Annotated in this window: 19 protein-coding genes; 11 read left to right on the plus strand and 8 right to left on the minus strand. The window is 68.1% G+C overall.

Going from position 1 to position 18,035, the window contains the following annotated elements:
* The first annotated feature begins 42 nt into the window (after positions 1-42).
* Positions 43-2,925 (plus strand): GAF domain-containing protein, encoded by a 2,883-nt coding sequence (locus B9A95_RS17995; RefSeq protein ID WP_084048553.1) that lies wholly within the window; start codon positions 43-45, stop codon positions 2,923-2,925.
* Here B9A95_RS17995 and B9A95_RS18000 read toward each other — a convergent pair.
* Positions 2,922-3,851, minus strand: a complete 930-nt coding sequence (locus B9A95_RS18000) for a LysR substrate-binding domain-containing protein (RefSeq protein ID WP_084048554.1) — start codon at positions 3,849-3,851, stop codon at positions 2,922-2,924. The genes B9A95_RS17995 and B9A95_RS18000 overlap by 4 nt on opposite strands.
* 80 nt (positions 3,852-3,931) lie before the next feature.
* Between B9A95_RS18000 and B9A95_RS18005 the strand changes: the two genes are divergently transcribed.
* Entirely contained in the window at positions 3,932-4,435 is a 504-nt protein-coding gene (locus tag B9A95_RS18005; protein ID WP_084048555.1) for a GNAT family N-acetyltransferase, read from the plus strand.
* Between the two features lie 385 nt (positions 4,436-4,820).
* Here B9A95_RS18005 and B9A95_RS18010 read toward each other — a convergent pair whose 3' ends face one another.
* Positions 4,821-5,858 (minus strand): YkoP family protein, encoded by a 1,038-nt coding sequence (locus tag B9A95_RS18010; RefSeq protein WP_084048556.1) that lies wholly within the window; start codon positions 5,856-5,858, stop codon positions 4,821-4,823.
* 209 nt (positions 5,859-6,067) lie between these two features.
* Between B9A95_RS18010 and B9A95_RS18015 the strand changes: the two genes are divergently transcribed.
* A complete protein-coding gene (locus B9A95_RS18015) occupies positions 6,068-7,267 on the plus strand; it encodes a glycosyltransferase family 4 protein (protein WP_084048557.1) in 1,200 nt (399 codons plus the stop codon).
* Here B9A95_RS18015 and B9A95_RS18020 read toward each other — a convergent pair.
* Entirely contained in the window at positions 7,233-7,904 is a 672-nt protein-coding gene (locus B9A95_RS18020; protein ID WP_084048558.1) for a glycosyltransferase family 2 protein, read from the minus strand. The genes B9A95_RS18015 and B9A95_RS18020 overlap by 35 nt on opposite strands.
* Positions 7,905-8,026: 122 nt before the next feature.
* Here B9A95_RS18020 and B9A95_RS18025 point away from each other — a divergent pair, with 122 nt between their 5' ends.
* Both B9A95_RS18025 and B9A95_RS18030 read left to right on the plus strand, forming a co-directional pair.
* Complete coding sequence (locus tag B9A95_RS18025; protein ID WP_084050812.1) at positions 8,027-9,250, plus strand: MFS transporter; 1,224 nt, start codon at positions 8,027-8,029, stop codon at positions 9,248-9,250.
* Entirely contained in the window at positions 9,247-9,954 is a 708-nt protein-coding gene (locus B9A95_RS18030) for a polysaccharide deacetylase family protein (RefSeq protein WP_084048559.1), read from the plus strand. The genes B9A95_RS18025 and B9A95_RS18030 overlap by 4 nt, the downstream gene beginning before the upstream one ends.
* A gap of 9 nt (positions 9,955-9,963) precedes the next feature.
* On the opposite strand, the gene B9A95_RS18035 is transcribed toward B9A95_RS18030, so the two are convergent.
* Positions 9,964-11,184: a lipid-A-disaccharide synthase-related protein gene (locus tag B9A95_RS18035; RefSeq protein ID WP_281255879.1), complete on the minus strand. Its 1,221-nt coding sequence runs from the start codon at positions 11,182-11,184 to the stop codon at positions 9,964-9,966.
* A gap of 116 nt (positions 11,185-11,300) precedes the next feature.
* On the opposite strand from B9A95_RS18035, the gene B9A95_RS18040 reads away from it, so the two are divergent.
* The 5 genes from B9A95_RS18040 (at position 11,301) to B9A95_RS18050 (ending at position 13,467) form a co-directional block, all read left to right on the plus strand.
* Positions 11,301-11,726, plus strand: coding sequence for a hypothetical protein (locus B9A95_RS18040; RefSeq protein ID WP_170928695.1), 426 nt, complete (start codon positions 11,301-11,303; stop codon positions 11,724-11,726).
* 678 nt (positions 11,727-12,404) lie between these two features.
* Positions 12,405-12,569 carry a hypothetical protein gene (locus B9A95_RS33900; RefSeq protein ID WP_170928696.1) on the plus strand — a complete coding sequence of 55 codons (165 nt, stop codon included), beginning with the start codon at positions 12,405-12,407 and terminating at the stop codon, positions 12,567-12,569.
* Between the two features lie 67 nt (positions 12,570-12,636).
* Positions 12,637-12,804, plus strand: a complete 168-nt coding sequence (locus B9A95_RS33905; protein ID WP_170928643.1) for a hypothetical protein — start codon at positions 12,637-12,639, stop codon at positions 12,802-12,804.
* A 135-nt stretch (positions 12,805-12,939) separates the two neighbouring features.
* Positions 12,940-13,194 (plus strand): hypothetical protein, encoded by a 255-nt coding sequence (locus B9A95_RS18045; protein ID WP_084048560.1) that lies wholly within the window; start codon positions 12,940-12,942, stop codon positions 13,192-13,194.
* Between the two features lie 66 nt (positions 13,195-13,260).
* Entirely contained in the window at positions 13,261-13,467 is a 207-nt protein-coding gene (locus B9A95_RS18050; RefSeq protein ID WP_245808367.1) for a hypothetical protein, read from the plus strand.
* A 548-nt stretch (positions 13,468-14,015) separates the two neighbouring features.
* On the opposite strand, the gene B9A95_RS18055 is transcribed toward B9A95_RS18050, so the two are convergent.
* The 4 genes from B9A95_RS18055 to B9A95_RS18070 all read right to left on the minus strand — a co-directional run bounded on the left by B9A95_RS18055 (position 14,016) and on the right by B9A95_RS18070 (position 17,460).
* Complete coding sequence (locus tag B9A95_RS18055) at positions 14,016-14,255, minus strand: hypothetical protein (protein ID WP_139806862.1); 240 nt, start codon at positions 14,253-14,255, stop codon at positions 14,016-14,018.
* Positions 14,256-14,450: 195 nt separating this feature from the next.
* A complete protein-coding gene (locus tag B9A95_RS18060) occupies positions 14,451-14,999 on the minus strand; it encodes a DUF1003 domain-containing protein (protein WP_084048563.1) in 549 nt (182 codons plus the stop codon).
* A gap of 668 nt (positions 15,000-15,667) precedes the next feature.
* The gene (locus tag B9A95_RS33910) at positions 15,668-15,826 is read right to left on the minus strand and encodes a hypothetical protein (protein ID WP_170928697.1); all 159 of its coding nucleotides are present in this window, start codon (positions 15,824-15,826) and stop codon (positions 15,668-15,670) included.
* Between the two features lie 1,412 nt (positions 15,827-17,238).
* A complete protein-coding gene (locus tag B9A95_RS18070) occupies positions 17,239-17,460 on the minus strand; it encodes a hypothetical protein (protein ID WP_084048565.1) in 222 nt (73 codons plus the stop codon).
* Positions 17,461-17,584: 124 nt separating this feature from the next.
* Between B9A95_RS18070 and B9A95_RS18075 the strand changes: the two genes are divergently transcribed.
* Positions 17,585-17,785: a hypervirulence associated TUDOR domain-containing protein gene (locus B9A95_RS18075; RefSeq protein ID WP_084048566.1), complete on the plus strand. Its 201-nt coding sequence runs from the start codon at positions 17,585-17,587 to the stop codon at positions 17,783-17,785.
* The last annotated feature ends 250 nt before the right edge of the window (positions 17,786-18,035 follow it).

Genomic DNA, 18,035 nt, shown 5'->3' on the forward strand with positions numbered 1-18,035 from the left:
CCAGCAATCCTGCCGCCCCGCCCCCTGGGAGCACCCCCGCCCATGACGCTTCCCCCCTTCCCCCCCGAACTCAGCGCCGCGCCCACTGTCCGGGCGTTTGGCACGGCCCTCGCGTCGTTCGCCTGCCACAACGTTCGCGCGCACGGCGTGCAGGTCTGGGCGGTGACCGGCGGCTCACTCACCGTGGTGGGCGAGGAAGGACGGGGCCTCGGCCTGAGTGATGGCACCCTGGCCGCGCGGGCACTGGCCGGGGGGCAGCCCGTGGAGGAGGGGATGCTCGCCTGCCTGCCCTTCGGCACGGGGGTGCTGGAGTTCGTGGGGGCGGACCCGGCGGGGGTGACGGCCCTCTCCGGCCTGGGTCCGCTGCTGGGGTTGGCGCTGGAAGGCGTGCAGGCCCGCGAGGCGCGGCGGGGCCGGGGCCGGGTGGCCGAGACGGTGGAGCAACTCGTCCGGCGGCTGGGCGGCAGCCTGGATCTGCCCGAGGTGTTGACCGCCACCGCCGAGAGCGCCGCGCACGCCCTGGGCTTCGGGCGGGCCTTCGTGGGGTTGTTCAGCGAGTTCGGCGAGCAGGGCGCGTATACCGGCGAGGTCTTTACCTATGGCCTGGACGAGGGCTTCACGGGCGGCATCAAGATCGGCCCGGTGTCCTTCGAGCGGTTGGTGATGCACGGCGAGGTCATCCGCTACGAGCGGGTGCGTGACGCGGGCACGCCCCTTGCCCAGGGCCTGTCCGAACTGGACCCCGAAGTGGCCCTGATCGCGCCGCTCAGCGCGCGGGGCCGTCCGCTGGGCGTGCTGTATGTGGACAGCCGCTCGCGGGGCGCGCGGGCCAGCGAGGACGACACCTGGCTGGTGCTCGCGCTCGCCGAGCAGGCGTCCCTCGCCATTGACAACGCCCGCCTCTACGCCACCGAGACCCGCAAGCGCGAGGCCGCTGAGGCGCTGCGCGAGGCGGGGGCGGCGCTGGCCGGCAGCCTCCACCTCCCCGACACGCTGGAGCGCATTCTGGAACGGGGCGTGTCGCTGTTCGGGGCGGACGCGGCGGGCGTGTACGAGCTGCAACCCGACGGCCGGACCCTCAATATCCGCAGCGCTGTGGGCCTGCCCAGCGAGTACGTGCTGCGGGTGCGCGCCAAGGTGGGCGCGGGCGTCACCGGGCGAGCGGTGGAACGGCGTGAGATCGTCACCGCGCTGGACCTCACCCGCGAGCATCTGGGGGGCGGCAGCCGCTACACCCGGCAGTTGCTCGCGCAGGGGAAGTATCCGTACCGGGGCGTCGTCGGCCTGCCGCTGGGGACGCGGGCGGGGGTGTTCGGAGCGCTGACCCTCTACTGGAAGGAGGTGCTGCCGCTGGTGGGCGACGAGCTGGCCCTCACCGAAGTCTTTGCCGCCCAGGCGTCCCTCGCCATCGAAAATGCCCGCCTGTACGAGGAAGAGCTGCGCCGCGAGCGCGAGGCGGCGGTGCTGCTGAACGTCGGGCGGCTGCTGGGCGAGGACCAGGGCGACCGGACGCTGGCCGAAGCGGCGCGCCTCGCGACCCTGGCCCTCAACGCTGGCCGGGGGCTGATCGCGCTGACGGGTCCGGATGGCCAGGTGACCCGCTGCGCGACGTATAACCTCCACCCGCCCTCTGAAGCCGAACGCGCCTCGCTGCTCTCGCAACTCGGTCGGGGGCCCCGGCCCCTGACCCGGCGGCACGCGCTGCCCGTGGCCGGAAGCGCCCTGATCGTGCCGCTGCGGGGCGACGCGGGGGGCGATCACCTGCTGGGCTTCTTGTACGCGGACGATCCCGGCACCGAGGCCCCCAGTGACCGCGTGCTGGCCCTGGCCCGCTCGGTGGCCGATCAGATGGCGCTCACCCTGACCCGCGAGCGGCTGCTCTCGGCGCTGGCGCGCGAGGAGGCGCGCTACCGGCAACTGGCGGAGGGCGCGCACGATCTGATTCTCAGCGCCGATCCGGCCGGAACCATCACCTACGTCAACCCGGCGGCGGCGAGGTTGCTGGAGCCGCTCAGTGGACTGCTGCTCGGCGCGAACCTGCTGACCCTGCCCACACCCGCCACCCGCCCTGCCCTGGCCGCCGCCTGGGACGCCGCCCACACCCAGAGTGCCGGGGGCCGCGCCGAGATCGAGGTCGGGCCGCACCGGCTGGAGGTGCGGCTCAGCGCCGTGCGGCAGGCGGGGGCACCGCACAGCGTCCTGACGGTGGCGCGGGACCTTTCCGAACTCCAGACGCTCGCTGCCGAGATTCAGCGGCGGGGCCAGGCGCTGGAGGCCGCCACCAGCCGCCAGACCGAGCTGCGGACCTACCTCACCCTCTTTACCCAGGCGCAGGAGGAAGAGAGGCGGCGCATCAGCCGCGAGCTGCACGACGACACGGCGCAGGTGCTCATCGCCACCACCCGGCGCGTGGCCCGCCTTGCCCGCGAACTGGAGGGCCCGCAGCGTGAGCGGGCCGACGACATCCTCCTGGACCTCAACGCCGCCATCGAGAGCGTGCGCCGCTTTGCCCGCAACCTGCGCCCCAGCGTGCTCGACGATCTCGGGTTGCTGCCTGCGCTGGAGTGGCTCGCCACCCAGGCCCAGACCGATACCCGGTTGGAGGTCAGCGGCACTGAGCGCCGCCTCACGCCTGCGCTGGAACTCACCGTGTTCCGGCTGTCGCAAGAGGCCCTGACCAACGTGGACAAGCACGCCCGCGCCCATTCGGCGGCGATCCGGGTGGCCTTCGAGGACGGCTGCGTGCGCGTGGCGGTCAGCGACGACGGCCAGGGCTTCACGCCCGAGCAGGCCCAGGCCCGCGCCCAGGCCGGGCACCTTGGGCTGATTGGTCTGCGCGAGCGCGTCACGCTGGCCGGGGGTGAGCTGGACGTGGAAAGTGAGCCGGGGCGCGGCACGACGCTGAGGTTCACGTTTCCGGGCTAGCCGCGCTCAGTCCGGAAAACCGCCCCCTCCTGCTGGGCTCCAGCGGTAACGGCCAGTGCCGAGAAGACGTCGATCAGGGGGCGCTGCTCACCCAGCCGCTGGACCAATTCCACGTCGCTCGTCACCGACACGCCCCGTAGGGGAAGGCAGGCGAGGGAGGGAGGCGCAATCTGCGCCACGCACGCCGGCGCGATGGAAACGCCGAGTCCGGCGTCGATCAGCTGGAGGATCGTCAGCCAGTGCGAGGCCTCCTGGGCGATGCGGGGCCGAAAACCATGGGTTTCACACAGGCTCAGCGGTTTCTCAAACGCCCGCGCGCCCGCATCGCGCGGGTAGTAGACGAAGGGCTCGTCCTTCAGGACCGACGCGGAGATTTCCGGCTGTGAGGCATACGGGCGGTTGCGGGGCACCACGGCGACGAACGGTTCGGAAAACAGGCGGGTCACTCCGATCTCCTCGGCCGGATCGCTGTCGCGTACCAGTCCGGCGTCCAGCGTTCCTTCCCGCAGACCCGCCATGACCTGCGCGGTAAAGGACTCCTGCAACTGCAGCTGCACGCCCGGAGAGCGCGCGCGGTAACGCTGCAGCAGCCCTGGCAGGATGGTGAGGGCCACCGAGCTGCTGAAGCCCAGCCGCAGGCTCCCCTGTTCCCCCCGGCCGATCATACGGGCCTCGGTCACATCGTCTTCGAGGGTGCGCAGGGTGCGGCGCGCCCGTTCCAGAAACGTGGTCCCCGCCGCCGTGAGCTGTACCGAACGCGAGGTGCGGACCAGCAGCGCGCAGCCCACGATGTCTTCCAGCTGCCGGATCTGTTGTGAGAGGGGCGGTTGGGCGAGGTGCAGCCGCGCGGCCGCGCGGCTGAAATGGAGCTCCTCCGCCACCGCGACAAAGTAGCGCAGATGACGCAGCTCAAGCCTTCGGTCCATATGCTGACCATCTTAATGGCCGCCGGCAAGATATTGGACGTCTGATTCCGGGCCTTCCATACTTTGAAAAGAGGACCCCCATGACCCATCTGGATTCGACGCGAGGAGAGTTCACCTTCGGCCCCCTGCACACCCTGGAAGACATCCGCGCCTTTCGGACGCTCAACGAGGAGTGGATCACCCGGCTGTTCTCGCTGGAAGCGGCCGACGAGCGCACCCTGGGAGACCCGCAGGGACAAATTCTCGACCGGGGCGGCCAGGTGTACATGGCCTGGCGCGGCCAGGAACCTGTCGGCTGCGTGGCCCTGCTGCCCATGGGCGAAGGGGTGTTCGAGGTCTCCAAGATGGCGGTTGCGCCCACCCTTCGGGGTCAGGGGGTGGGCCGCCGGTTGCTGTCATACGCGCTGAACGAGGCGCGGAGCCTGGGCGCGAGGCGACTTTTTCTGGGCAGCAGCACCCGCTTGCCCGCCGCTGTACATCTCTACGAGTCGCTGGGCTTCAGGCACCTGCCGCCCGAACGCCGCCCCCAGTTGCCTTACGCCCGGGCCGACGTCTTCATGGAACTCCCGCTTGAGCGGGCGTAGCGCCGTTGTCAAAAAGGGACCTGCCTTTTGACCCAGCAGGGCGGGGAAAACGCACAGGGCGGTTCCATTTGCCCAAACGCCCTGTGCGCTTTCCCGCCTGTTGCGGAACCCGGACCCCACGTTCTGGTCCACCGCTTTATAGAGCATTTGTCAGAAAGATGCCTTCTTTTTGATCGAACAGAACGGGCTTGAATGCGCATGGGGAGGATGGATCTGTGAGGGGTGCCCTTCCTCGCGTACGCAGCCCAATTCAGACAAATGCTCTAAGGGTTCCGGAGAGTCGTTCCGCTTGCTCTGGTGGTTCCGCGCCTCTCCGTCACTGCTTTTCCTGCTCGCTCCGCTCGGGTGGGTCCGTGATTTGATCACTGATTCACCCGAATCCTTATTACCCGTGCCGCGCCAGAAACGCCTCCCGCTCCATCCACGCCAGTTTCGGCTCGGTTTCGGAGGGGGCGTTTGTGGTGCCGTACACGAGGCGCATCACGCGAAAGCCCAGGCTGTACAGCCGGGCACGGGCAGCGGGCAGGGGCACGAGCGTGAAGCCGTGCTTTTCCAGCGGACCGTGAAAGAGGGTCACCGCGTAGACCAGCTGGGCATTCGCCAGTTCGGGCCGCTCACGCAGGGCAGCGGCCACGTCCCGCAGCGAGCGGTGGTAGGCGCGGTAGGCCCCCAGGGCACTCCTCGCGGCCAAACCCACGAGGCGCGGGCTGTGCAGGTGCAGCTCGGCGGCGGGCGTGCCGGGGGTGAGCGGCGTGCCCGCCGGCGCAGGCTGCGCGGCCACCCGCATCACCGCGTCTGCCCGCTCGGTCAGCGGCACCACCCCGTGCGCGCGGGCGAAGCGTTCGTCCACCAGTTCTCGGTAGACGCGCATCAGCAGGTCACGGGGGCGGGCGGGGCGCAGGTCAGGCAGTTCCCGCACCCGCACGGGGCGGTAGCCGAGGGCTTTCAGGCGCGGCAGGGTGGCGGCCAATTCCCCAGGTGGGACGCGCAAGGTCAGGCCCAGCTCCGGCACCGGCGAGGGGACGGGCAGGGGCCGCACGCTGCGCGCGGCCAGGAAGCGCAGGGCCGCTCCGGTGAGGTTCCTCTCCTCCAGCGCCCAGGCCGTCACCGGCTGTCCTGCCACCGCCTCCAGCAGGGTCAGGTCCTCTGGCGGGCCGTTCCCGGCCACCTCATGCCCCGCCTGCGTAGCGGCCCGCACCTCCTCGGGGCACTGCCGCGCCAATCTGGGCGGAAGGAGGAGGGTGGCCCGCACGTCCGCCGCCCTCAGGGCGCGCAGGGCGGGGGACAGCGCCCCGGCTTCGGGGATGGGCACCGTCAGACCGATGCGCACGTCTCCGGGGTGACCGCCATGCAGGGTCCCGAAGGCCCCGGCGCGCATGAGGGCCCGCCAGAAAGGGAGGGAAGAACGGGGCAAGCGAACCATGAGACGACTCTAGCCTCCGGCCAGGATGTGGGGAAGCGGGCCAGGCGCGTGGAAACGCGCGACGCCCTCCGGAGTGTGCCGGCCCGGGCGCGCGGATCAGGCGCAACTCTCATGCTCGGCGTCGTATGCTGCCGGGCAGTGATGCTTCAGCCTTCCTTTATCCAGGCCACCCGCGCTCGGCGCACCCCCGCCGGGCAGAGGCGAGCAGCATGAAGCCTCTTCGCATCGGCCTCTTTACCGACACCTTCTTGCCGGACCAGAACGGCATCGTGACCAGCGTCGGGCTGCTCAGCGACGAACTGCGCGCGCGCGGGCATCACGTGGATGTGGTGGCCCCCTTCTTTCCCGAGCAGGTGGACGACCGCGCGGACGTGCTGCGGGTGCCCAGCGTGCGCTACGTCTTCCTGCCGACCTACCGCCTGGCCTGGCCAACGCGCAAGGACTTCGAGCAGAAGTACGATCTGATCCACACCCACACGCCGCTGACGCTGGGGCTGGCGGGCGCACGGCTGGCCCGCAAGTGGAACGTGCCGCACGTGGCGACCTACCATACCCATATCGAGTCTTACACCCACTACGTGCCGGGCCTGCCGCTGCTGCAAAAGCAGACCCGCATCGTGACGCGGGTGATGGGCCTGTATTACGGCCGCGCGCACGCCGTCATCACGCCCACCGCCGGAATGCTGGACGTGATCCGCGAAATGGGCGTGCAAAACCCCGTCGTCATTCCCACCAGTGTTGAGCCGCAGGTGTTGCGCTCGGCCCCGGCCATCGAAAGCCCCTGGCCTGCTGGAACGCGCCGCCTGCTTACCGTGGGGCGGCTGGCCCGTGAGAAGCGCTTTGACCTCGTGCTTGATACGCTCGCGGGGCTGCCGGATGGGCACCTCGTGGTGCTGGGCGAGGGCCCGGAACGCGAGCACCTCCTTCAACACGCCGAACGCCTGGGTGTGGCGGAACGGGTGACCTTCCTGGGCGTACGGCCCTGGACCGAGATCGGCGCGTACTACCGCCTGGCCGAACTGTTCCTGTTTGCCAGCGACACCGAGACGCAGGGCCTGGTGCTGCAGGAAGCGCAGCTTATGGGCGTGCCGGTGGTGGCGGTGGGAGCGCGCGGGACGCTGAGCGGTGTGGACCACGGAAAGAGCGGATACCTCGTCTCGCCCGGCGACGTGGCGGCCCTGACCCGGCACGCGTCCGAGATCCTGGCGAGCCCGGCGCTGTGGACGCGGCTCTCGCGCGGCGCGCGGATCTTCGGCACCGCCTGGACGCCCGGCAATGTGGCCGAGCGGGTGCTGGACGTGTATGCGGGAGCGCTGGGCCTGTCGAGCGGGATGCCCTTTCTTGGCGAGGCCAGCGCCCTGGGGCACGCGGTGGTCAGTCCCCGAAATACCCTCGTCTATGACCGGTGAGGTTAAGCAGGTGCCGCCACAAGAAGGGCACCCAGCCGCCTTCAAGCCGCCGGGCGCTCGTCTCCACCAGGGCTCCGGGCACATAGGCCACGTTCCCCAGCTCTCCCAGGGCCCGTCCCAGCAGCACGTCCTCGTAGGCCTCGACGGCCGGATACCCTCCGGCGAGCAGGGCCGCCTGGCGCGAGAAGGCCATGTTCGCCCCAGCGAGATTGGGGCGTCCCGCCAGCGCGCAGGCGTGCAGGAAAGCGCCGTACCCCAGCTCAGACAGCACCGTGACGGACGTGGAGACGCCACAAAAGCGCATCGGGCCATACAGGGCGACGCGGCCCGGCTTTGCGGCCTCGCTGAGCCGCGCGAGCCATTCGGGGTCGGGCAACGAGTCCGCGTCGGTGGAGGCGATCCAGGGCGTGCGGGCGGCGTCCACGCCCGCCTGACGCGCCCCGGCGATGCCCGGCACGGTGCAGGCCACCACCCGGGCCCCCCAGGCGCGGGCGACCTGCGCGGTGGCGTCAGCGCTGGCGTTGTCCACCACGATGACTTCCGTGGGGAGAAACGTCTGACGCTCCAGGGCGCGCAACGTCAGGGGCAGGTACGCTTCCTCGTTGCGCGCGGGGATCACCACCGTGAAGTCCGGCACCGCGCCAGGGTAGCAGGCCGCCGCCGCGTCTGCACCTGCTCTCCATTTTCCGGAAGGCCCGGAACCGTGCAAAGGGTGGCCGGGCCACACGTGGCGGGACAGCAGGCCAGAGTGTGGGGCTTGTGACGCGCCGCCTGCCGCCACTGCCGCTGCGCCCGGGGACGGTGGGTGGGGTTTCCGCGGCGGCCCTCGCGCTCGCCTGCGGGGAGTTCGTCCGCAGCGGGCTGTACGCCGCCTACCTGCCCCAGTACGCACCGCACGTGCTGCACCTGCCCGTCACGGCCGTGGGGGTGGCCTGGACGGCCCACTTCGTGGCTGACACCCTGATGCGCGGTCCGGCGGGTGCGCTTATCGCGCGGCAGGGGCCACGGCTGGTCATGCTGGGCGGCTCGGCGCTGAGCCTGGGGGCGCTGGCGCTGCTGCCGCTGGCACACAACCTGTGGACGCTGCTGCTGATCGCCGCGCTGCACGGAGCCGGGTTTGCCACCCTGTGGCCCGGAACGATGAACCTGACGGCCGACGCCTCGCGTGAGGGGTACCAGGGCCGTGCGCTGACCCTCGTGAGCATGACGGTGGTGCCGCTGATCGGGGCGGGCTTCCTGCTGTTTGGGGCGTTCGCAGACCGCCCGGACGCCTGGCCGCTGCTGATCGCGCTGGGGGTGCAGGCCCTGGGGGTGCTCGCCGCGCTGGTGGTGCCCGTCCGCCGTCCCCGTGCAGCGGGGGCCGGTGAGGGGACCGAAACGGACGCGCCTCCGGCCGCGCGCGCCCGCACGGCCCTGCGCGCCCTCGCGCCGCTGTTGCCCGCCGCCTTTATGCAGACGCTGACCATGACGCTCCTGGGACCGCTGCTGTTTACCCTCGCGCCCCGTTTCGGACTGAACTACTGGGGCATGGTGGGCGTGCTGGTGCTGGGCGGCGTGGTGGCCTACGCCAGCTTTCCCCTCACGGGCCGAATGGCGGACCGTGGGCACGCCCGCCTCGCCGTCACGGTGGGCTTCGCCCTGCTGGGCGTTGCCCTGGGCCTGCTCGCCACCACGCCGCCCGCCTGGGCTGTGTACGCCTTGGCGGTGCCGGCGGGGCTCGCCTACGCCTTCATATCGCCGGGCTGGGCCGCCCTGGTGAGCGGCACCCTGCCCGAGGCCGAACGCCCCGCTGCCTGGGGCGCGCTGATGACGGTCGAGAATGCGGGCACAGCCCTGGGACCGCTGGTGGGCACCTTCGCCTTCGAGCGGCTGGGCGCGCCCGGGCCCTTCGTTACGGGCGCGGTACTGGCCCTGATCACCGCGAGCGGCTACGTCTTTTTTCGCCGGGCCTTTCCCCGCCAGCAGGGCACTGGGGCAGCATGAGGTGGGGGAGGTGGCTGCTGGGCGCTGTGGGCCTGGCCGCCTTGCTCGCCGACGTGGCCGGACGCGCGGCGGGGTGGGGTGCCCTCGGCCCGGGAGAGCGGGTGGGCCACCGGGTGGCCCTTACCTTCGACGATGGCCCCAGTGAGCGCACCGCCGAACTGCTCGCGGTGTTGGCCCGCCACGGGGCCCAGGCCACCTTCTTCGTCACGGCCCCAGCGGTCGAGGCCCGGCCGGACGGCCTGCGGGCCCTGATGGAGGCTGGGCACGAGATCGGGGCCCACGGGCGCTGGCATGTCCCAGCCCTGCTGCTGCCGCCCTGGCGCGAGTGGGCCCAGGTGCGCTGGCATCCCCGCGCCGGCGGACCCGGGCCATACCTATACCGGCCGCCCTACGGCGGACACAGTCCCCTGACCCGGCTGCTGGCCGGCCTCGCCGGGCGGCAGGTGGCCCTGTGGGACGTGGAGGGCCGCGACTGGACCGATACCCCCGCGCTCACGCTGGCCGCGCAGGCCCTCGCCCAGATACGCCCCGGCAGCGTGGTCTTGCTGCACGACGGCCCCGCTGTCACGCCCGAGTTGCTGGAGCGGCTGCTGAGCGGCCTGCGTGGGCAGGGCCTGACCCCCGTGCGCCTGCTCGACTTGCCGCCCCGGCCCATCGGCCTGCGGGCAGGTCTGGCGAGGTTGCGGGCGAGTTACGGGCGCTGAGGACGGACGTCAGCCCCGTTCTGCCAGCAGCCCCCCAAGCTCCGCAGCGATGACCGGCAGCGCTCCCGCTGGGCCGATGCGCTCCAGCCCCGCGCGGGCCGCCCGTGCCCGCCTCGCTCCGTTCTCCAGAAGGGCGCGTACCTCCGCCGCCACCGCGTCGGGTCGGGCCGGAACCACGCTCAGCGCCTCGCCCAGCAAGCGGGCCTGCCGACGCGCGAAACCGGGTGTAAATTGCGGCCCCCCGGTGGCAAAGGCCACCACCGGTACGCCCAGACCAGCGAGCTGCTCGTTGGCGGTGCCCGCCGTGCCCACCGCCACGTCCGCCGCCCGGGCCACTGTGCCGAATGCGCCGCGCAGCAGGGCCGCCCGGGTGCCCTCGCCGCCCGCAAAGGCGGTCTCGCCATCCTCCACGCTGAGGTGCCAGCCCCGGGGCAGGGTCACGGCTTCCCAGCTGTGCGGCCAGGCGACCAGAGAGGCCACGCCCGGCACCCGCGCCGCCGCTTGCAGCATCAGGGGCAGGCTCTCGCGGTGGTCCTCTCGGGAGCCGGGCAGCAGGGCCAGTACCCGCCTTCCAGCAATCAGTTCCGTGAGGTCCCGTTCGGGCGGGGGCAGCACGTCCATCGCGAAGCTGCCCACCCAGCGCGCCTCCACGCCTCGTTCGCCGTAGTAGCGGTCGGTGGCCGCGTCGCGCACGTACACCGCGTGGGCACGCGCAGCCAGGCGCAGCTCGTAGGGCAGTGGCACGTTCGCTCCTATGGCATTGGGTTCGGTGAGCAGGCCGCGTGTGCCCAGTCCCTCCAGGTAATGCGCGCTGAGCAGCGGTTGCAGATGCAGCAGGGGCACACCCGCGCGCTGCGCCGCCAGCGTGCCCACCATCAGCGCGTAGGCATCGCCCACCACCACCACCGCTCCAGTTCCCCGTGCCGCGCGCGTGGCCTCCCGCCACTGGCCGAGCGAGGCCCCGATAAGTCCGGCCCGCAGGTCCGCCCGCAGGTTCGCCAGACTCCCGAAGGGAAAGCCGCCGCTGGGCAACTCCAGTGCCCGGCCCAGCCGCGTCACGCCCGGCACGTTCCGGTAGGCGTGCCCCGCGCCCACGAGCGGCAGCACCCGGATCCGCGTGCCGGGAAGTTGCGCGGCGAGGTAACGCAGCAGCCGCGCCCCGATCATGTCTTCAGCGGTGCCGTTGGAGAGGAGCAGCGCGGGGCGGGGGAGGGCAGCGGCAAGGCTCACGCCGAGCAGGATAGCGGCCGATCGGCGTCCCCGCGCACCCCGTTTCCAGTGCCCGGGGCGTTCTCCCGGTGAAAAGGACACGGACGCTTCCGCGGTTCGTGTGGTAGGAATAGGCCGTGACGGATTTCGATGCGCTGCAAGCCGCCATCGAGCGGTACGCGCACGAGCGGCAGGCCGAGCAGCGCGCCTGCGAGGCGTTTCTCAACGCGCTTTATCACGCCCTGCGTAGCGCGAGCGGCCCAGGGCTGCCGCTGAACAACGTGGCAATGGAGCCGGTGGCGGACTCCCAGACCCGCCTGCGCCCACCCCCTCCCGGCAGCTGGCACGCCGTGTGGCTGCGGCTGGGGCTGTGCGAGGTGCTGGTGCGTGTACGGCGGGACGCGGGCGCGTTTGTGGGCGAGTACGGCCAGAGCAGCGCTTTTCGTCTGACGTCGGTGGGTGAGAACGACCTGCTGGTCCTCGCCCGGCGCCTGCTGCGCGATGTGGCCGCGAGCTACGCAGGCGGGACGAACCCGAGCCTGACGGGCACGCGGCTTAACTGAAAAGACTCAGGAGTTCCCCGGTCTCGTTCGTCACGCTCGCCGACAAATCAAAACGGTCGTGAGAAGGAAGAGGGGAGTATTCGGGCGCTGGTGGTCTTCTTATGGGGAGGCTGTTTTTCTCCAAGGACTTGGAAGTGTAGGGGGAAACCGCTCCACCGCACTCCACTCAGGCATGAATCTACATAAAAACCCTGTGTTGGGGGCGGATATGTTACGAGCGACGAAAGGGACCGAAGTCCAAAAGGTTCTGGCTGTACAGAAGGCCTGGCTGGCCTGAAGCAGTGGCTTGGGCAACAGTATATGTTGCGATTTTGAAAGCGCTGGGGTGGCCTAAAAGTAGGCACAGGCATATTAAGCGGAGAATTCAATCTTGCTCGCCCAGGAATGAAGAAGGCGGAAAAAATTCATTCAGATACCGAGAAACTTAATTCGGCGACGGCAACCAATGAGTATAACGGAGGGATGCACAAAAAACCCGCTCTCTACGATGCAGACCACTGTTAAATACACGATTTGTTAGAGTCTCCTGCTCGCGTATTCAAAAACTTGTCCTTTGATGCGGTCAGGGCGTGAAATTCAATGGGTGGCGAATGTGCCGTCACAGGTGGAGGGCGGAGGGTCGGCCCACCTGTGGCAAATTTGCCCTCTCGGTATCACAGCGCGTGTCACGATGATGTCATGTCCGAAGATGCCCACGCCCAGGCAAATGCCGAGCAGGTTCGGGTATTGCAAGAAGCGCTCGCGGAGGTCTCCCTCTCCCCCAAGGGCGCCATTTTTCCTTCCGTGGAGCAGGGCGAGGGCTCCATCCCGGTCACAGGCGAGCTTGAGATCAGCGTCTCCTGAAGTCTGCCCCGGCCTGCGTTGAGCCTCCGCTCACCCCGCACAGAGGCCCCCAGCGCACCCTGGAGTCATGCCACACAAGGACAACTACAACAAGGGCGAGCGTGACCACAGCCCCAAACCCGGCTCCAACCACGGCAGTGCGGACGACAAGGCCGGTGACGGCCAGCGCAACGGCAGTGAGAGCGGTGGGGGCAAGGACGGCGGCAAGGGTGACAGCGGCAAGGACAAGAGCTGAGGGCGGAGCGCCAGGACAGGGGAGACGGGGCAGGGTCCGTTTCCCCTTCTGCTGCCCCGGTTGCTCTTCCCCGGTCTCAACTCCCCTGAAGTTCCGCCTCACCCAGGCGGTCTTCCGCTTGCCTACGGTGGGCGGATGACCCAGGACCGAATCCAGAACAGAGCCTTCACAATGGTGTTGCCCGGTGGGCGCGTGCCTGCCCGTTTCGTCACGCTGGAAGACGGCACACCCGGCGTGGAGGTGGAGGGCGTGACGTTCCCCCACGTCACCGACGAGGTGCCCCACGGCATCAAGGGCAACACCGACGAGCAGCGCCGTGTGGTGGACGAGCTGCGCCTGCGCTTCCGCATCACCTCCGAGCCCACCGTCTTCGCCTTCGAGGTGGAGTAACTGTTCCCGCCGCCCCTCCCCGAGGCCCATCTGCGCGTGTTGCGGGCCCTACAAAGCGGTGCTGACATGGTGATGCACCGCCGCCCAACCCGTGGACCCTACTACACCCTCGCCGGACGCCGCCTGAGCGTGCTGCTGTTCAAGGAATTGGAGGCGCGCCGGTTGATCTCGCCGGCCACGTCCGGCCGGGAAAAGACCACTTACATTCTGAGTGCCGCGGGGGAGCAACTCCTCGCGGAACAGGGCCGGACCGAGGGCCTGCAATTGCCGTAACGGAGCGGGTGGGGCGGCCCAATCCCCCTTGACGGCCCCTTCATTTACCCCTGCAGCCGACTGAAAGGGCCTGGGCCTGCTTCAAACCGCTCCACGCCGCTCCGCCGGCATACTCGGTGCAGCGTTCCTGGGGAAACAGACGACGCCCACCTGCTCAAAAACGGGCGCGCAAGCGGGGATGGGTCCTGGGTAGGTTCAACTCCAGCGGCTCCCGTTGCGGGCGGCTGGGGGCTTTCGCGGCCTCCTGTCTTTTTGCCTGTTCCTGTCTCCCGTCCTCCCAGCGCTTGTGCTGCCCATGTCAGAGTCGGCACTTTACCCTTCAACCATGCCCCGCCCCGTCTCTACCCCCCTGCTGATCCTTCTTCTCCTTGCGGGGGCGCTCCTGACGTTTCAGGCCGTGACGGGAGGCGTTCTTCAGGGGTAGGGCCTCTGTTTCGGTAGAAAAAGACCCCATTTGGCAGTACGGCAGGCGGGACACTTTGATGGCAACGGTATTGATGTCCGCAAAAGGCGGCACATAGAAAATCAGTCACCATTTACTGCGAGAGTCACCCTTGCGGTGAGCGGCGACGCTGTTTGTACGGTTTCCTGAAGGTGGAGCTGGCCGCCGCATATACGGCCAGCTCCACCTTCAGGTGTGGCCAGCTCTCCCAGATCAGGAAGGCGAAGGCCTCGTTGGGGATGGAGAGGATGGCGGGGCAGGCGGGTCGACCGGGCGTGAATGCGGGACTTTCGGCCCAGGTCTCCAGCAAGAGCTGGGGTCTTCTGCTGTGGATGCGGCGGCTCACCGCCTCACGAGTGCAGCGTCGGTGTACATCAATCCCTCTGGCGGGGAACAGGCAAGGCGCCCTGACCTCCGTGGACGACAAGAGGCGGCCCCCGCACCCGAGGTTTTGGAGGAAAGTCAAGGGAATAAGTAGGCGGAGGTCAGGTGGGCCAGTCAGCAGAAGCCACCGCGAACTCCATCAGGGCGAGCATGGATTTCAAGACGTCTCCTTCCTCGACCCGGAGGAGTCGCCCTCCTGGATGGCTTCCAGAATAACTTCGGGATTGCTGACCTGCTGCATCACCTGGGCATCCTCGTCATACCGGTTGCGGACGTTGGGCAGGTCCCGTCTCAGCTCCTCCAGCAGCGCAATCGTCTTGGCCGAGCGCTGTTCGGTCAGCAGCACGATCTGAAGTTGCAGCTGCGCCCGCTGTTCGGCGAGCTGCCCTTGCCGCGCCTGCCCAACGAGAACGGTGGTGGTCACGATGAGGCCCAGCAGGCCGATGAGGCCTTGCAGCCAGTAGAACGGGGCTTCGTCCCAGGGTTTACGGCCCAGGTGCTTGAGTTCCAGGTTGAGGGCGATCCAGAGGAGGAACAGGACCAGGGTGGTCACGATGAAGCCGGGGTGGCTCAGGAACATGCTCATCCGTTCCAGGGGGCGGTGGAGGTGGGTCAGCTCGCGTTCGCTCTGTTGCTGGAGGAGGGTGTGGATCTCAGCGGTTTCGTGGACGAGATCGTTGAGCCGGTCGTGTTCAGGTAAGGTCATTGTGCTTCCATGCTGATGCCTCCGACCCCTGCAGGCTGGACGTTTCCTTTCACTCGTCCATCCGAAAGAGGATTTCGACCACTTCCTGACTTCGCCCGTTTGCAAAATCACGCTCTTGGCCGTACCCGATGAATCCGCACTTCCTCAGGACGCGGTGGGAAGCCGCGTTGTTTGGTACGGCGCGCCCGTAGAGAGGTCGCTGCGGCTCCAGCGGTGAACTGACCGAGGGCTGCCATCGCCACGCCACGGCCCCAGAAGGACCGGTCAACCCAGTACTTGACCTCGCGGTCATCCCCATGGTCAAAGGCCCCGGTGTCCCGCGACTTCCCCTCAGGCCAGAATCGTGAGGGTCAACATTGGACTGTTGGTGCGGATACGCCAGAGCGAGGTGTGCCTGGGCGGCCGTGTCATGGCGCAGATCACGCCTGTCAGCAACACACTTTTTAGAGCGCAACCAGCACGACGACAAAGAAGAGAGAGGAGCCTTTCGACTCCCCCCGTGTGTTCAGTTTCCCGGGTGTGCCCCGTTCGTCTGTTCGCGCGCCCGTCTTTACCTCTGAGGTGGACGCCACCCTCGTGTGCTGTGGACTGCACGACTCTTGCGAGCCAGAAAAACAACTATACAGCTTCTCCTTAGACATAACAAGGGGCCAGGGCGGCCAGCGTGGTCACCTCAGGTTCCGGCCAGCAAGCGTCCCTGCGGTCAAGGCCAGGACAATCCCCAAGGAGCTGCCGAGGACAACGCTATCCAAGACGTTGCTTAAAGAAATGCTCATGCCTATGCCCACGCAGAGCCAACTGACGAGGGCTTCCTTCTTGGTCTCCATGTTCCGGAGTGTAGTTGCCCTAAGTCTGATGTCCGTCAGCCAAAAGTAGGCCGTACATCCACCGTTTTGATTCTGTTGCTCGCCTCGCGCGCCCGGGGGCGCCGCACTTGTCTGCTCCCAAACGCACCCTTCCCGTGAACTGGCGCAAGCTCCGCACGCTGGAGGGCGCCCGCACTGGCTCCGTGAGCAGCAGAGCAGCGCGAAGCCAGGAACCAAGCCGAAACGCTGGTACCAAGCCCTCCAGCGCCAGGAGACCGTCACCCGTGGCGCGGAAGTCCCTCACAGCACCCACCGCGGCAGCGGCCCTGCAAGCGCAGCGCCGATCGCTGCCTCGGTGGCGCAGCAGGTCCTCCTGCCCCCGCAATCGACAGCCAGGTTCCTGCTGCTCCCGGGGCAATCGCCGCCTATGCTGTTCAGGCGGTGTCCACGTCCGCTGCGGCAATTTCGAGCGCTGTAGGTGCGGCTGTAGCATCGGCAGCGGCCGCCATTGCCGATGCAGTCACCGCTGCCCTGGCCAATCCCTTTCCCCAGCCCCTCCGGTCGACAACTCGCCACGGCCTATTGCTCCTCTCACTCCCCGAACTTGAGTGCCCGGCGCGCCACGTACAGCGGCGTAAAGGAAAAAAGGCCCCACCCGCCGTGAGGCACGGGTGGGGCCTTTTTTGCATACAGGGTGGGGAAGAGGATGTGGATAACCAAAGGACTCTTTTGCGTTTTTTACCTGTTTCCCCTCCCCGACCTTAATCCGGCTGGGGCGTTCTGCTGCCCTGCCACGCGCGGCCCAACTCTTAAGCCGTGCGCGGCCGCACTTTCTTCCTGCCCAAGTTCACCCCGGTACCGGGCACTTCGCCATACTGGGAGAAAAGGTACAAGAAGGCAGCTGGTTGTTGTCTTACTGATGGAAATCTCGTGCTGGAGGTCGCAAAAATATTCAACCATGCAACTTTTGCCCTCTTTGGTGTGGGCTTGGATCGCGTGAAATGTGCTGGCCCTCCTGGGCGTGGGAACCCGTGCATGGCTTCGCCGAGATGGGCCCGTTCCACCCCACGACGGGTAATGACACTCTTCCTGCCCCCAGAAGGGGAGCCTTGATGTGGTGACTTGGTCACGCCAGTCTGGTGTCCAGGGTTTCTGTGGCCGCTTCGGCTGAGCACGAGTCGTCGCCCATCTCCCAGTCCTCCACCTCTTCGCGCGGCTTGAACCATTGTTTTGGCCGAATGTATCGGTCCACACGCCGTGTAGACCAGATCAATTCGTCTGCTACTTCCAGCTCCACGCCCAAGTCGCTCGCCCTGATGATTCAGATAGGTGAGTCGATCGTCGTCAGCTTGATCAAGCTGTGCCCTCCCAATGTCCCCTGTCCCCGGCGCGGTGGGGTTCTTGCTGCTAGGACGGCGGTTCGGCGCAGAGCGTCAAGCCCAACGGTGGACCAACCAGGGCACGCCCTCCTGCACGGGGCGGCTCAAGCGGTAGACGTGCCCAATCACGTCCTCCCAGACTTCCACGTACTCCGTCTTACGTCCCCCATCCTGAATGAACTGGTGGTTGTAGCGCTTCAGACACTGAATGAGGCGAATGGTTTTCCCTTGGCTCTCCACGACCACCGTATTTCCGTAATGGGCCTGTACCTGCATCGCTTTCAGCGTAGGGGAAGTCTCCTTTCCGCGCCGTGAACAACCCATCTTTCCCGCCAGCGCTCCGGCCCGCTTTTGTAGGGACGCCGACAGGTCCACCGGGCCTTGCATGACACTGTGCCGCATGGCATTTAAAGTTGGAGACCAGGTGAAGTGGAACAGTCATGGGGGCGAGGCGCACGGGAAGATTGTGCAGATCGCCCACGAGGACGGCGAGGTCAGCGGATTTCACTACAAGGCCAGCAAGGACGAGCCCCGCTACATCGTTGAACTGGAGGGCGGCAAGCATGCCGCGCACACGGAGAGCGCGCTTTCGAGGATGTAGCCCGCCAACGCCCAACCCAGCCCCCGCCCTGCGTGGGGGGGGTGTCATTCGGTCTGTCACGCCCGGCCCGACGCTTAGCGCATGTGTCGACGTGCGGACTTTTAACCGAGCCCGGCGAGCGAAATGCGCGTGGAGGAGAATGGAGCGCCGTGAGGGTGCCCCTTCCACGCGCGGCGCCCCATTCGGACAACTGCTCTATTGATCCCGGCGTAAGTTCGCACCGGTTCTACCCGACTTGAGGCATGAGGAA

Origin of the sequence: Deinococcus hopiensis KR-140, from assembly GCF_900176165.1 — a bacterium.
GTDB lineage: Bacteria > Deinococcota > Deinococci > Deinococcales > Deinococcaceae > Deinococcus > Deinococcus hopiensis.

Coding starts and splice junctions, on each gene's coding strand:
- B9A95_RS17995 (WP_084048553.1), top strand. CDS start 43: ATGACGCTTCCCCCCTTCCCCCCCGAACTCAGCGCCGCGCCCACTGTC.
- B9A95_RS18000 (WP_084048554.1), bottom strand. CDS start 3,851: ATGGACCGAAGGCTTGAGCTGCGTCATCTGCGCTACTTTGTCGCGGTG.
- B9A95_RS18005 (WP_084048555.1), top strand. CDS start 3,932: ATGACCCATCTGGATTCGACGCGAGGAGAGTTCACCTTCGGCCCCCTG.
- B9A95_RS18010 (WP_084048556.1), bottom strand. CDS start 5,858: ATGGTTCGCTTGCCCCGTTCTTCCCTCCCTTTCTGGCGGGCCCTCATG.
- B9A95_RS18015 (WP_084048557.1), top strand. CDS start 6,068: ATGAAGCCTCTTCGCATCGGCCTCTTTACCGACACCTTCTTGCCGGAC.
- B9A95_RS18030 (WP_084048559.1), top strand. CDS start 9,247: ATGAGGTGGGGGAGGTGGCTGCTGGGCGCTGTGGGCCTGGCCGCCTTG.
- B9A95_RS33900 (WP_170928696.1), top strand. CDS start 12,405: ATGTCCGAAGATGCCCACGCCCAGGCAAATGCCGAGCAGGTTCGGGTA.
- B9A95_RS33905 (WP_170928643.1), top strand. CDS start 12,637: ATGCCACACAAGGACAACTACAACAAGGGCGAGCGTGACCACAGCCCC.
- B9A95_RS18045 (WP_084048560.1), top strand. CDS start 12,940: ATGACCCAGGACCGAATCCAGAACAGAGCCTTCACAATGGTGTTGCCC.
- B9A95_RS18050 (WP_245808367.1), top strand. CDS start 13,261: ATGGTGATGCACCGCCGCCCAACCCGTGGACCCTACTACACCCTCGCC.
- B9A95_RS18060 (WP_084048563.1), bottom strand. CDS start 14,999: ATGACCTTACCTGAACACGACCGGCTCAACGATCTCGTCCACGAAACC.
- B9A95_RS33910 (WP_170928697.1), bottom strand. CDS start 15,826: ATGGAGACCAAGAAGGAAGCCCTCGTCAGTTGGCTCTGCGTGGGCATA.
- B9A95_RS18070 (WP_084048565.1), bottom strand. CDS start 17,460: ATGCAGGTACAGGCCCATTACGGAAATACGGTGGTCGTGGAGAGCCAA.
- B9A95_RS18075 (WP_084048566.1), top strand. CDS start 17,585: ATGGCATTTAAAGTTGGAGACCAGGTGAAGTGGAACAGTCATGGGGGC.